Genomic DNA, 13819 nt, shown 5'->3' on the forward strand with positions numbered 1-13819 from the left:
CGACTGACCTCGTCGGCCGGGGGCGTCACCGCGCGCCCCCGGCAATTCGACCCCGAAAACGGAGACGCCGCAATGTCCGGCTCGCCCCACGCCACCCTGCCCGCGCAGCATGGCGGAAACCCCGTCTTGCGCGTCATCGGCTTGCTCAGCCGTCTGTCCGGCATAGCCTCGGCGCTGCTGATCGTCGCCTCCGTCGGCGTGACCTGCCAGATGATCTGGGTGCGCTTCGTGCTGAACCAGTCCACGATCTGGCAGACCGAGGGTGTCACCTACATGATGATTGGCGCCACGATGCTGGGCCTGCCTTATGTCCAGTACTTGCGGGGCCATGTGAACGTGGACCTTCTGCCGCTGATGCTGCCGCCGGCGGCGCGCAAGGGGCTGGCGGCCCTCGTGCTGGTGCTGACCCTGGCGGTTGTCAGCGTGATGCTGTGGCACGGGTATCACTTCTGGTTCGAGGCGTGGGACTGGGGCGAGACATCGAACACGCCCTGGAACCCCAAGCTCTGGGTGCCCTACCTTGCGCTGCCACTGGGATTTGGCCTGTATGCGCTGCAACTGGCCGCCGACACCTGGGCGATGCTTTCTGAAATCGAGCCGCCCTTCGGACTCGACCCTGGCGCGGGGCTGGTCGACGATATCGCCGAAAGGGCTGACTGATGGATCCGCTTTCCCTTGGCGCCCTGGTCGCGCTTGCCACCATCATCGTGCTGTTTTCCGGCATCTCCGTGGCCGCGGGCCTGCTGGTGGTTTCGGCCGGTTTCCTGATCCTGTTCGATGGGCTGTCCTCGCTGCAGCTGATGCCCGAGGTCTTTTTCGGCAAACTGGACAACTTTGCCCTGCTGTCGATTCCGATGTTCATCATCATGGGCGCGGCAATCGCCTCGACCCGCGCGGGCGCGGACCTGTACGAGGCGCTGGAGCGCTGGCTCACCCGCGTGCCGGGCGGGCTGGTCGTGTCCAATCTGGGGGCCTGCGCGCTGTTCTCGGCGATGTCGGGGTCCAGCCCCGCCACCTGCGCCGCGATCGGCAAGATGGGCATTCCGGAGATGCGCAAGCGCGGCTACCCGGACTCGGTCGCAGCGGGGTCCATCGCCGCGGGGGGCACGCTGGGCATCCTGATCCCGCCCTCGGTCACGATGATCGTCTACGGGATCGCGACCGAGACCTCGATCGGCCGGCTGTTCCTGGCCGGCGTGGTGCCGGGGCTGATGCTGGTCGGGCTGTTCATGGCCTGGTCGCTATATTCAACCTGGTCGTCGGGCGACGCGCGCGTGCTGCGCGCCACCACCTATAGCTGGCGGGAGAAGGTGGAAATCCTGCCGCGGGTCCTGCCCTTCCTCGCGATCATCCTGGGCGTGCTTTACGCGATGTATGGCGGCATTGCCACGCCGTCGGAAACCGCCGCGGTCGGCGCGCTGCTGTGCCTGTTGATCGCCATGGTGATCTACCGGCTGTGGAGTCCGGCGAGGATCTGGGACGTGCTGCGCGACAGCACCAGGGAATCGGTGATGATCCTGTTCATCATCGGGGCTGCGGGGGTGTTCAGCTACATGCTGTCCTCGCTCTACATTACCCAGTCCATCGCCGAATGGATCGGCGGGCTGGATGTGAACCGCTGGGTGCTGATGGGGATGATCAACCTGTTCCTGCTGGTCGCGGGCTTTTTCCTGCCGCCGGTGGCCGTCATCCTGATGGCCGCGCCGATCCTGCTGCCGATCATCACCAGTGCCGGGTTCGACCCGATCTGGTTCGCGGTGGTGCTGACCATCAATATGGAAATCGGGCTGATCTCGCCGCCGGTGGGGTTGAACCTGTATGTCATCAACGGCATCGCGCCGGACATCAAGCTGAAGACGATCCTGGTGGGATCGCTGCCCTACGTTGCCTGCATGGTGGTTGCGATCTTATTGCTGTGCCTGTTCCCTGGCCTTGCGCTGTGGCTGCCGGACCTTGTGATGGGGGCTGAGCTGTGACCCTGCTTGCCGAAATGATGTCGACCCTGTTTGAGCGCCGGTTCGTGCCTTGGCGCGACGACGAGTACGACACACGCCCCCTGCCGGAGCTGACCGCCGACTTGATTGGTGCGCGGGGCGAGATTTCCGGCCTGACGCTGGCCCGCTCGATACTGGATCGCTACGCGACGCTGGACGACGAGGGCAAGTGCGCCTTCTTCCACCATCTGGCACAGGACATGGGCGTTAAACCCGACCGCGTGCGCGCCGCCATCGACGCCTACGAGGCAGGCCAGACCAAGGCGACCTACCGTGCCTTTGTCGAGGCCACGGAGCCCCCGCGGCAAGAGTTGATCCGGCGGTTGAACCAGGTGCCTGGTGCGACACATGCGCTGGTCCAGATGCGCGCCGATCTGCTGCGGCTGGGGCGCGACGACGACGCGCTTCGCGCGCTCGATCTCGACTTCCGGCACCTGTTCACAAGCTGGTTCAACCGCGGGTTCCTGGTGTTGCGGCCGATCAGCTGGGAAAGCCCCGCGCAGATCCTGGACAAGATCATTGCCTACGAGGCGGTGCACGCGATCCGCAGCTGGGCCGACCTGCGCCGCAGGGTCGAGCCGTCGGATCGTCGCTGCTTTGCCTTCTTTCACCCCGCCATGCCGGACGAGCCGCTGATCTTTGTCCAGGTGGCGCTGACCCGCGGCGTGCCCGGTTCGATCCAGGGCCTTCTGGCAGAGGATCGCGAGGAACTGCCCGGTGATCGTGCCGACACGGCGGTGTTCTATTCCATCTCGAACTGCCAGGCGGGGCTGGCCAGCATCTCGTTCGGTAACTCTCTGATCAAGCAGGTCGCAGCCGACCTGTCGGTAGAGCTGCCGGGCCTCAAGACCTTTGTCACGTTGTCGCCTCTGCCCGGTTTCGCCCGCTGGCTGGCGGACGAAGGCATTCCAAACGACCCTGAGGACGACGCACATATGCGCAGCCTTGCCGCGCTGTACCTGACCCAGGCCAAGCGGACCGACGCTCAGCCGCTTGACCCGGTCGCGCGGTTCCATCTGGGCAACGGTGCGTCGATCCACCAGGTCCACGCCCGCGCCGACATTTCGGGCAAGGGACAGGCGCAGTCCCTCGGTGTGATGGTCAACTACCTTTACGATCTGTCGAAGGTGGCGCAGAACCATGAACGCTTCGCCGGGGCGCAAGAGATCGCGACCTCTGGCGAGGTGCGGAGGCTGGCCGCGACAGCAGAAAAGGCCCTGTCGAAGGCAGAGCAGACAAGGGCAGACCAGGTCGAGGAAGAGAAGACATGACCAACATTCTTTACGACGCCCTCTTCGCGCCGCATGCCGGCCGGGACGCGCCATTCCTGCATCTGCCTGATGGTGGCATCGTCACCTATGCCGATTTCCTCGGGCAGGCGGCACAGATCGCGCATGTGCTGACGCAGGCGGGCCTGGCGCCCGGTGATCGGCTTGCCGCGCAGGTGCCGAAATGTCCCCAGGCGCTGGCCCTTTATGCCGCCTGCGTGCAGGCCGGGGTGATCTTCCTGCCGCTCAACACCGGCTACACCGTCGAGGAACTGCGCTATTTCGTCGAGAACAGCGGCGCGCGCATGCTCGTCTGCGACCCGGATCGGGCCGGGGCGCTGGCCTCGCTGGCCCATGCCGCCGACGCGGTGCTGCATACGCTGGGCGCGGATGGCACGGGCACGCTGATGGCCGATGCGGCGGGCCAGCCCGACGGTTTCGATACCGTCCCGCGCGGGCGGGACGATCTGGCGGCGTTCCTTTACACCTCGGGCACCACGGGGCGCTCCAAGGGCGCGATGCTGAGCCATGACAACCTGCTGTCCAACGCGCAGGCGCTGACCGATATTTGGCGCTTTACCAAGGATGACGTGCTGCTGCATGCGCTGCCGATCTTCCATACCCACGGATTGTTCGTGGCGACCAACACCACGCTGGCGGCGGGTGGGGCAATGATCTTCCTGCCGAAATTCGACACCGACCGGATGATCGAGGCGATGCCGCGCGCGACCGCCATGATGGGCGTGCCCACCTTCTACACCCGGCTTCTGGACGATGCGCGCCTGACCCGCGACCTGACCGAGCATATGCGCCTGTTCGTTTCGGGCAGTGCGCCGCTTCTGGCCGAGACACATGAACGTTTCGAGGCGCGGACAGGGCACCGCATCCTGGAACGCTACGGGATGACGGAAACCAACATGAACACCTCCAACCCCTATGACGGGGAGCGTCGGCCGGGTACCGTCGGCTTCCCGTTGCCCGGGGTCGAGTTGAAGATCACCGACCCGGACACGGATGCAGAGGTGGCACCCGGCGAGATCGGCCGGATCGAGGTGCGCGGGCCCAATGTGTTCAAGGGCTACTGGCAGATGCCGGAGAAGACGGCGGCCGAACTGCGCCCCGACGGCTTCTTTATCACCGGCGACCTCGGGCGGTTGGACGAGGACGGCTATGTGCAGATCGTGGGCCGCGACAAGGATCTGATCATCTCCGGCGGCTACAACGTCTATCCCAAGGAGATCGAGGTCGTGCTGGACGCCCAGCCCGGTGTGCTGGAATCGGCCGTGATCGGCGTGCCGCATCCCGATTTCGGCGAAACGCCGCTGGCGCTGATCGTGCCGCAGCCGGGTGTCACGCCGGATCTGGATGCTATAGCGGCCGAACTGCGCGATGCCCTGGCGCGCTACAAGCATCCCCGAGACATGCTGATTGTCGACGAACTGCCGCGCAATACCATGGGCAAGGTACAGAAGAATGTTCTGCGCGAGACCTATCGCGCCCGTTTCGTTCCTGCCTGAACAAAGCAGGGCGAAGCCATTCGAACACAGTCTGACATTGGGCCGATGTTGCGGCCGCGATCCATGGCATCGGTTCAGCATTTCATGTCTCACCGGTATGATGACGTGTTCTTGACTGCGCTGAACCAGTATATGCCGGGATGGCGCCAGGCCTGGACCGATCTGAACGCCCTCCCGCAGACGCCGAGGCGTGATGGCTGACAACCCGAAGTCGGACACGATCCGGGCTGATGCCAGCCCACCGCCTTGTCACGATGTCCAGCGCAGGCTTGCCATGGACCGTTTCGCGGGCCGTCACCTGCGCCGGTCACTGACTTGGTGTGCAATGACCGGGATCTCGACGCCGCCGATGACGAGGCATCGCCCTTCCTCCTGCTGAATTTCTGACCGTGGTTTGCCCCGGCTTGTGAAGGCTGGGGTTTTTCGTATTTTTGAACAAAGATCACCGATGTATCACGGCGGCGGCGCCTTCTGAAAATCGACAGATTTGAATATTTTAAAAATTGTTTAATAAAATCAACGTTCCTTATTTTTGTCTCGGAAAGGCGTTGATGCAACTGACAAGAGTGGCCGGACAAGAAATTACACAAAGCCTCCCCGTGGCGGGCTTCGTGTGTCTCGGCCTGCTGGGGCAATGGCGTCTTGCCTCTTTTCCGGCCTACAGGCGCGGGGTGGTCGCGCCGGTGCTGTGCAGGATATGAATACAGCGCGTCCGGGCCAGCAGGCCGGGCAGGTCTTTTCCGGCGGTTGCGCCGATCACCACGCTGCCGGGGCCCAGTTCTTTCAGCGTTTCGGGATCGTCGGCCAGCGCCCGTAACGGGCTTAACAGCCGTTCTGCCAGCGCCCTGGCCAAGGGTTCAAGTCCCGCCGCCGCGCCGGTCTGTAACAATACCACCTCGCGCAGGCGGGCACGCACGGGTCCCGCGGGCAGAACCAGCATGTCGTCAGGGCCAAGCGTGTCGGCAAGCACCGCCGCGAGGCGCCCGGCGCGGTGCTGGAACGACCAGGTCAGCGCGGCCCGGTCGGCCTCGCGTGCAAGCGCCTGTTCGAACCGGGCCGCGTCGCGCAGAAAGGCCGCGCGCATGGGGCCTGCCCCATGCCTGGCCACCGTGCGGCCCGCCGCGTCGACGATACAGGCCGATGACAGGCCCGATAGTGCAAGATGGGCATCGTCCTCGACCAGCAGGCCGCGCAGCTCTGCCCCGGCCTCGGCGGCAAGCGCCAAGGCCAGCCCCAGCACCGGGCCGGCATCGGCAAAGCTGGATGCGCCCAGGATGACACGGGCGCTCATGGGGTGTTCTCCTCGTGCTTGCCTCTGTTTCCGAAGTGGCGCCGCGCCTCGGCGAATGCTGTCAGCCGCGCCTCGACCTTGGCGTTTATGCTGTCTGGCGCAAAGGTCCCGTCTTTTCCGCGCGCGCCCGCCTCGTGGCCGGTCAGGATGGCCAGGCCCTCGTCGACATGGGCCATGGGGATGATGCGGAACGCTCCGGCCTCGACCGCCTCGATGACGCGCGGGCGCAGCACCAGGTGGCCGAGATTGGTGGCGGGGATCAGCACCCCTTGTCGCCCGGTCAGCCCGCGCGCCGCACAGATGTCGAAAAAGCCCTCGATCTTTTCGTTCACCCCGCCGATGGGCTGGATATCCCCGAACTGGTTGACCGAGCCGGTCACCGCGTAGGACTGGTCGATCGCAACCTCGGCCAGCGCCGATAACAGCGCCAACAGTTCCGCGGCCGAAGCACTGTCGCCCTCGATCCCGCCATAGCTTTGTTCGAAGACCAGGCTCGCCCAGAGCGACATGGGCAGGTCGGGCACATAGGTTCCCCCAAGGTAGCCCGACAGGATCATCACCCCCTTGGAATGGATCGGCCCGCCCAGTTCCGCCTCGCGCTCTATATCCACGACCTTGCCTGCACCCATGCGCACCCTCGCGCTGACACGGGTGGGCCGGCCAAAGCGGGACTTGCCGATTTCCAGCACCGACAGCGCGTTGATCTGGCCAATCCGCGCACCGTCCGTGTCGATCAGCAGCGTGCCGCGCGCGATCATTTCCTGGCTCAGATCGCGCAGGCGGCCCGCGCGGCGCTCGGCGGCCTCGATGGTGGCGGCGATTTCGTCCGCGCCGATGCGTGCCGCGCCGTTTTCGCCCGCGCGGTGTTCGGCTTCGTGCAGGATGTCGGCCAGCGCGGCGAGGTTCAGCGAGAATCGCTCTGCATCGTCTGACAGGCGCAGGCTTTCTTCTAACAGCCGTTCAACCCCCCCGGCACTGACCGCGCGCAGACCCGAAGTCTGGACCATCCGCGCGATCAGCCGGGCGAATAACAATGCGCTGGCCGCAGAGCGTGGCATGCGGTCATCGAAATCGGCCTCGAGCTTGAACAGGCGCGAGAAATCGGGATCAAGCGCGACCAGCAGGTAGTAAAGCATCCGGTCGCCCACCAGGACGACCCTCAGCCGCAGTGGGATCGGGTCGGGTTCCAGCGTTTCGGTCGAGATCAGGCTGAACCGTTCTCCGGCCGAGAATATCTTGATCTCGCCGGATTTGAGACTGCGTTTAAGTGCATCCCAGGCCAGAGGCTCGGTCAATACCTGCGCGGCATCGAGGATCAGGAAGCCCCCGTTGGCCCGGTGCAGCGCGCCGGCGCGGATCATGGTGAAATTGGTTACCAGCGCGCCATGTTCGGCCTGGTACTCGATCCGGCCGATCAGGTTGGCCAGCGTGGGCAGCGATTCCTCGACCACCGGCGCGCCCGCGGTCGCATCCTCGTGGCGCGAGACGATGACGTTGACGGCATAGCGGCTGAATTGCGGACGCTGGTAGTGCTTGGCGGTGGCCACCGGAAAGGCGCCCGCCTGCGGGCCGTCCTCGCGGATCAGGAACAGTTCGGCATTGTCGATGAGATCGTCGCGCATCGCCTGAAGGTGGCGCAGCGCGCCCTCGTGGTCGGCGAACTCTGCCAGTAATCCGGCCATCGCGCTTTCAACCCCGTCGCGGGCCATGGCGATGTTCATTTCTTCGACTTCGCGTCGCTGTGCCTTCATGCCCTTGGGAACCTCCTGGAGTATCGCCTCCAGTTGTTCGCGCACCTCGCCCACCGCCGCGTCCAGCGCGGCACGCGCCTCGTCCGAGAGCTTTTCATACTCATCGGGCGGCAGGATGTCGTCATCCTTGCGGGGCGCCACGCCAAAGCCCATGGGCGTGCGCACGATCGCCACACCCTTTTCGCGCGCGGTGTCGGCCAGCGCGCTCATCGCCGCCTCGTGGCGTTCCTCGTAGGTTTCCTCGATGGCGCGGCGCCGGGCCTGGTAATCCTCGGATTCAAAGATCGCGGGAATGTCGTTGGCCAGGTCGTTGATGACCTTGCGCACCCCGTCGCGCAGGGCATTGGCGCGGCCGGGGGGCAGGGCCAGGGCAACGGGGCGCCGGGGGTCGTCGAAATTGCCGACATAGGCCCAATCCTCGGGGGCGGGGCGGGTGACGGCAGTTTCGGCCAGCAACTTGTGCGTCGCGCTGTGCCGTCCGCTGCCGGGCGGGCCCAGCACGAACAGGTTGAACCCTTCATGCGGGGTGCTGGCGGCAAGCCGCATCGCCTCTAGCGCACGGTCCTGGCCTGGCCAGTCCTCCAGCGGGATCAGCGTATCGGTGCTCTCAAAGTCCAGCGCGAATGCCGCGCCCGGTCGCAATCGGGCGGGTTCGATCGGCTGGCCGGTGGCGATCTCGTCCATCCCGCGGGCCTCCTTCGGTGGTTCACCTTTTCAACGAACACCGGCATTGCCCGTGTTTCAAGCCCCGCCACGCGCGTTGCAGCACCGCCATACGGACCCCATATCCTAGCCGATCCTTGCAACAACGATGGACAGGGCAATGGGATACACGCGCACGGCGTTGTTGATGGCCGCGATGACGGGGCTGTTCATGGGGCTTGGCTATCTTCTGGCCGGCGCCGGGGGAGGCCTGATCGCGCTGATCCTTGCGGCGGGGATGAACCTTGCGGCCTGGTGGAACTCTGACAAGATGGTGCTCAGGATGCATAATGCCCGGCCCGTGACGCCGGGCGAGGCGGCGGGCCTGCACCAGATGGTGGCCGGGCTTGCGGCGCGCGCCGGTTTGCCGATGCCCGCGGTCTATGTCATCGACGAACCTCAGCCGAATGCCTTTGCCACCGGTCGTAACCCGCAAAACGCCGCGGTGGCGGTGACCACTGGACTCATGCGCAGCCTTGATCGCGACGAACTGGCCGGGGTGATCGCGCATGAACTTGCCCATATCCGCAACCACGACACCGCGATCATGACCGTGACCGCGACCTTTGCGGGGGCGATTTCCATGCTGGCCAATTTTGCGCTGTTCTTTGGTGGCCGGCGCGACGCGGGGCCGGGAATCGTGGGAAGCCTCGCGATGATGATCCTGGCGCCGATGGCGGCCGCGCTGGTGCAGATGGCCATCAGCCGCACCCGTGAATACGCCGCCGACAAGGCAGGGGCCGAGATTTGCGGCAACCCGCTGTGGCTGGCCTCGGCGCTGGAACGCATCCAGCAGGGGGCTGCCGGTATCGACAATGACGCGGCAGAGCGCAACCCGGCCACCGCGCATATGTTCATCGTAAACCCGCTGCATGCGCACAAGCGCGACAACCTCTTTGCCACGCATCCCGCGACCGCCAACCGGGTCGCCGCGCTGCGCCGGATGGCGGCACAAAACACCCCGGCCGTCGGCGCCGCGGGACGGTCGCGTCCGCAGGCCCCCTGGGGGCGCGCCCCAAAGGGTCGCGCGGGGCCGTGGGGCTGATCAGCCTTGAGTTTCGCGCCCTTCGGCCTCGGCGCGGGTGACACGGCGGATCAGCATCAAGTTGCGCACATAGACCAGCAGCCCGGTCGACTGGCCCAGGATGAACACCGCGTCCTTTCGGTAGATCGCATAGGTCAGCAGGATCGCACCGCCCAGGATCGACAAGTACCAGAACGCCACCGGCACGTAGGACCGGCCTGCGCGTTCCGAGGCGATCCATTGCACGATAAAGCGCGCGGCAAAGGTCAGTTGTGCGGCAAGGCCAAGCATGACCCACCAGAACTCGGTCCAGTTATCTATGGCGAGGAACGAAAACAGGGTCTCTTTCATGGGTCTTTCCGGGGCTGCGGGCCACGCTGTGCCCGCTATAGTGGGTCGCGGCACGCAAAGACAGCGCAAACCGGCCCCGCGGGTCGTGACGTGCTGGCAAAGCGGCGCGGGCGCGATATGAAACGGGGAACCGGCAAGAAGGAAGCAAGACGATGAAATTGATGCGCGTGGGGCCGCGGGGGATGGAACGGCCCGCAGTGATGGATGACCATGGGCAGATCCGCGATATCTCGGGCCATGTTCCCGATTTCGATGCGTTCTCCATGGTGCCCGAATCGCTGGATGCGGTGCGTGCGCTGAAACTTTCGTCGATGCCGGTGATTGCGCCCGGCACGCGCATCGGCCCCTGCCTTGCGGCGGTGCCGAATTTCTATTGCATCGGCCTGAACTATGCCCGTCATGCCGAAGAGGCCGGAATGGCAAAGCCGACAGAGCCAATCGTGTTTTCCAAGGCCACCACGGCGCTGGCCGGGCCCGATGACCCGGTCATTCTGCCGGCAGGCGCAGACAAGGCCGATTGGGAGGTCGAACTGGGCGTGGTGATCGGGCGCGCGGCCTTCCGCGTGTCCGAGGCCGAGGCGCTTTCCCATGTCGCGGGTTATTGCGTGGTCAATGACCTGTCAGAGCGCGCCTACCAGATGGATCGGGGCGGCCAGTGGATCAAGGGCAAGTCGTTGCCGGGTTTTGGCCCCGTCGGCCCCTGGATGGTTACCGCCGACGAAGTGGCCGATCCACAGGATTTGCGGCTGACGCTGGCGCTGAATGACGTGCAGGTGCAGGACAGCACGACCGCGGACATGATTTTCACGGTGGCGCAGATCGTCAGCCACCTCAGCCAGTTCATGCAGCTCGTGCCGGGCGACCTGATCGCGACCGGCACGCCGTCGGGCGTGGGCATGGGGATGAGGCCACAGCGCTTTCTTCGGCCCGGTGACGTGATGGAGCTTGGGATAGAGGGCCTGGGCCGCCAGCGGCAAGTGGTCCTGGCGGGGTGAAACTTGCACGGGCGTTGGGGCAATCCGTGTGGGGTCTCGCGATAGGTGCTTGGTGATCTGTGCGCCGCCCCCACCCGCACCGGGCGCGGGCAGGGCAAGGTGGCACGCCCGCCCGGATCGGGGGGGGGCGTGAAAGCGTTGCAAAGCCCCCGATCGCGGGCCTGAGTCGACCGCGTCAGGCGAAGGTCACTTCCCGTGTCAACGGCATCTCGCGCACCCTTTGACCGGTCGCGGCGAAGATCGCGTTGGCCAGCGCGGGGGCGGCGGGGGGCACCGTGGGCTCGCCGATGCCGCGCACGGTGTCGCCGGTTTCCAGGGCGCGCACCTTGATTTCGGGGCATTCGGTGATCCGCATCGCCGGGTAGGTGTCGAAATTTTCCTGTTCGGGGCGGCCATCGGCATAGGTCAGTTCTGCTCGCATGGCGTGCCCCAGCCCCCAGATCACGCCGCCCTGCATCTGGTTCTCGATATTCACAGGGTCCAGGACACGGCCCACATCGGCCGCGGCAAAGGCGCGGTCTATCCGCAGGCCGCGGGGCGTCTGGCTGACCTCAACGACCTCGGCGCAGGGGACGCCGAAGGACAGGCAGAAGGCCAGCCCGCGCCCGGCACCGGAGGGCAGGGGGCGGCCCCAGTTCGACATCTCGCCCACGGCCTCCAGCACCGCGCGCGAGGGGGCGTGCGTGCACAGCCGCAGCCGTTCCTCCAGCGGGTCGGCGCCCGCCGCGTAGATCAATTCGTCCAGCAGGCATTCGTGGAAGAACGCATTGCCCGAGGCTCCGACAGAGCGCCAGGAACTGACCGGCACGGTTTCGGGCGCGCGATAGCCGGTGACGCGGTAATGCGGAATCGCCAGCGGCTGGTCCCAGGCCCCGTTGACGATGCTGGTATCCGCGCCCATCGGGTTCAATCCCAACCGCCCCAGTTGCGAGGCGCTGACCGAGGGGCTGGAAATCGACAGGTCCAGCGCGGTTACACGCCCGTCCTCCACCCGGCCGCGCCCGCGCGCGATGGCGGCGGGACGGGGGAAATCGTGGGTCATGTCCTCTTCGCGGGTCCAGGTCAGTTTCACCGGCCGACCCGGCATGGCGCGCGCCAGTTCCACGGCCTGCGCGATATAGTCGTCCTCCAGCCGGCGGCCGAAACTGCCGCCCATCGGCAGTGCGCGCAGCACGATCCGGTCCTCGGGCAGGCCGGTCAGCCGCGCGGCGGTCTTGACCGCGAAACGCGGGATCTGGGTGGCGGCGCGGATTTCCAGGCCGCGGCTCGTCAACCATGCCAGCGCGGTCATCGGTTCCAGCGGCGCATGGGCAAGGAAGGGCACGCGGTATTCGGCACTGACATCGGCGCCGCGTTCAAGGGTCTTGTCCACCTCGCCATCATCGCGCAGGCGGCTGTCGCGGGCATCGTGGACAAAGGCCGCGGCGATGCTGTCGAACAGCCCGTCGGTCGTGGCGGGATAGGGCGACGGCGCCCAGTCAAAACGGATTGCCGCGGCCGCCTGCATCGCGCGCCATGTATTGTCGGCGATCACGCCCGCCCCGCCTGGAACCGGCACGATTTTCAATACGCCGCGCATCGCCTCGGCCGCGCCGGCATCGAACCCGTTCACCCCGCCGCCCCGGCGCGGATTGGTGCGCACCGTGGCATGGACCATGCCCGGCGCGGTCTCATCGATGCCAAAACGCGCCGTGCCCGTAGATTTCGCTGCGATGTCAAGCCGTTGCATCGGTTTGCCCAAAAGCCGCCAGTCGGCTGGATCTTTCGGCGTCACCTTTCGCGGGCGGGGCACGCGGCGGGCATGGGGGGCAAGTGTGGTATAGGGCAGGGCCGTGCCGTCCGGGGCGATCACCGCGCCTTCGCGGGTGGTCAATTGGTCCTCTGGCAGGCCCAGCCGGGCAGCCGCGGCACTTACCAGCATCTGGCGCGCGGCGGCGCCGGCCAGACGCAGCCGATCATAGGCATCGGGCACGGTGGACGATCCACCGGTGATCTGGAACCCCATCAGCTTGCCCATCGTCGCACCAAGGCCGCGCATGGCCTCGGCCCGCCACCGTGTATCGGTTGCGGCAAAGGGCATACCCTCGCCGATAATGGTTGCGTTGAAATAGGCCGGTGCGGGCGGACCTGGATCGGTGCGGATCTCGTCCCACGGCACGTCCAGTTCCTCGGCCAGCAGCGCGGCCTGGATCGAGGTCGCGCCCTGTCCCATCTCGGCCCGCGGGGTGATCAGCGTCACCCCCCCCGCGTCGATCAGGACATAGGCGGTCAGCGGGGTGATGCCGCGCGGCAATTCATCGGCTAGCGGAAAGGCATAGGGCTGGTTCAGAGAATACCACCCCACCGCAAAGCCGCCCGCCACCGTGACCGATCCCATCAGGAACGCGCGTCGTGCGATCATGGCCCCTTTTCCCATCGCTCAGCCCTCCTGCAACTTTCGCGCCGCCGCGCTGACCGCCGCGCGGATGCGCGGATAGGTGCCGCAGCGACACAGGTTGCCCCAGAAGGCATCATCGATCTGCCGGTCGTCGGGGGTGGGCGTTTCGGCCAAAAGCGCCGCGGCGGTCATGATCTGGCCCGACTGGCAATAGCCGCATTGCGCGACCTGGTGTTCGATCCAGGCGGCCTGCACCGGGTGGGGGGCCTGCGGCGTGCCCAGCCCCTCGATCGTGGTAACGGCGCCCGCGACATCGCCCACCGCGACCTGGCAGGACTGTACCGCGACCCCGTCCACATGCACCGTGCAGGCGCCGCATTGCGCGATGCCGCAGCCATATTTCGTGCCGGTCAGCCCCAGCACGTCGCGCAACACCCAAAGCAGGGGCATTTCCGGTTCGACGTCGATCTCGTGTTCGGTTCCGTTCACCGTCAGTTTCATCGCCAGTCCTTTCGGCCTTTGCCGCGAGTCGCCTGTTCATCCAGCCTA

Annotated in this window: 11 protein-coding genes; 6 read left to right on the forward strand and 5 right to left on the reverse strand. The window is 66.1% G+C overall.

Annotated elements, in window-relative coordinates:
* Positions 1 to 72 precede the first annotated feature (72 nt).
* From EV663_RS10695 to EV663_RS10710, 4 genes are read left to right on the forward strand one after another with little or no spacing between them, the layout of a single operon-like run.
* Positions 73 to 660, forward strand: a complete 588-nt coding sequence (locus EV663_RS10695) for a TRAP transporter small permease (protein ID WP_132951794.1) — start codon at positions 73 to 75, stop codon at positions 658 to 660.
* On the forward strand, positions 660 to 1976 hold the full coding sequence (locus EV663_RS10700) for a TRAP transporter large permease (RefSeq protein WP_132951795.1): 1317 nt from the start codon (positions 660 to 662) through the stop codon (positions 1974 to 1976). The genes EV663_RS10695 and EV663_RS10700 overlap by 1 nt, the downstream gene beginning before the upstream one ends.
* A complete protein-coding gene (locus tag EV663_RS10705; protein WP_132951796.1) occupies positions 1973 to 3265 on the forward strand; it encodes a malonyl-CoA decarboxylase in 1293 nt (430 codons plus the stop codon). Before EV663_RS10700 ends, EV663_RS10705 begins: the two co-directional genes overlap by 4 nt.
* Entirely contained in the window at positions 3262 to 4779 is a 1518-nt protein-coding gene (locus EV663_RS10710; RefSeq protein ID WP_132951797.1) for a malonate--CoA ligase, read from the forward strand. Before EV663_RS10705 ends, EV663_RS10710 begins: the two co-directional genes overlap by 4 nt.
* Positions 4780 to 5437: 658 nt before the next feature.
* Here EV663_RS10710 and EV663_RS10715 read toward each other — a convergent pair.
* Complete coding sequence (locus EV663_RS10715; RefSeq protein ID WP_132951798.1) at positions 5438 to 6070, reverse strand: hypothetical protein; 633 nt, start codon at positions 6068 to 6070, stop codon at positions 5438 to 5440.
* A complete protein-coding gene (locus EV663_RS10720; protein WP_132951799.1) occupies positions 6067 to 8505 on the reverse strand; it encodes a Lon protease family protein in 2439 nt (812 codons plus the stop codon). The genes EV663_RS10715 and EV663_RS10720 overlap by 4 nt, the downstream gene beginning before the upstream one ends.
* A 139-nt stretch (positions 8506 to 8644) precedes the next feature.
* On the opposite strand from EV663_RS10720, the gene htpX reads away from it, so the two are divergent.
* A complete protein-coding gene (htpX, locus tag EV663_RS10725) occupies positions 8645 to 9568 on the forward strand; it encodes a zinc metalloprotease HtpX (protein ID WP_132951800.1) in 924 nt (307 codons plus the stop codon).
* Here the strand turns inward: htpX and EV663_RS10730 are convergent, their stop codons facing one another.
* Positions 9569 to 9898, reverse strand: a complete 330-nt coding sequence (locus EV663_RS10730) for a lipid-A-disaccharide synthase N-terminal domain-containing protein (protein WP_132951801.1) — start codon at positions 9896 to 9898, stop codon at positions 9569 to 9571. It lies immediately after the preceding gene.
* A 152-nt stretch (positions 9899 to 10050) separates the two neighbouring features.
* On the opposite strand from EV663_RS10730, the gene EV663_RS10735 reads away from it, so the two are divergent.
* On the forward strand, positions 10051 to 10893 hold the full coding sequence (locus EV663_RS10735; protein WP_132951802.1) for a fumarylacetoacetate hydrolase family protein: 843 nt from the start codon (positions 10051 to 10053) through the stop codon (positions 10891 to 10893).
* Between the two features lie 175 nt (positions 10894 to 11068).
* On the opposite strand, the gene EV663_RS10740 is transcribed toward EV663_RS10735, so the two are convergent.
* Together EV663_RS10740 and EV663_RS10745 are read right to left on the reverse strand one after the other, a co-directional pair.
* The gene (locus tag EV663_RS10740) at positions 11069 to 13309 is read right to left on the reverse strand and encodes a xanthine dehydrogenase family protein molybdopterin-binding subunit (RefSeq protein ID WP_132951803.1); all 2241 of its coding nucleotides are present in this window, start codon (positions 13307 to 13309) and stop codon (positions 11069 to 11071) included.
* A gap of 3 nt (positions 13310 to 13312) precedes the next feature.
* Complete coding sequence (locus EV663_RS10745) at positions 13313 to 13771, reverse strand: (2Fe-2S)-binding protein (RefSeq protein ID WP_132951804.1); 459 nt, start codon at positions 13769 to 13771, stop codon at positions 13313 to 13315.
* Positions 13772 to 13819 lie beyond the last annotated feature (48 nt).

Source organism: Rhodovulum bhavnagarense, assembly GCF_004343505.1.
GTDB lineage: Bacteria > Pseudomonadota > Alphaproteobacteria > Rhodobacterales > Rhodobacteraceae > Rhodovulum > Rhodovulum bhavnagarense.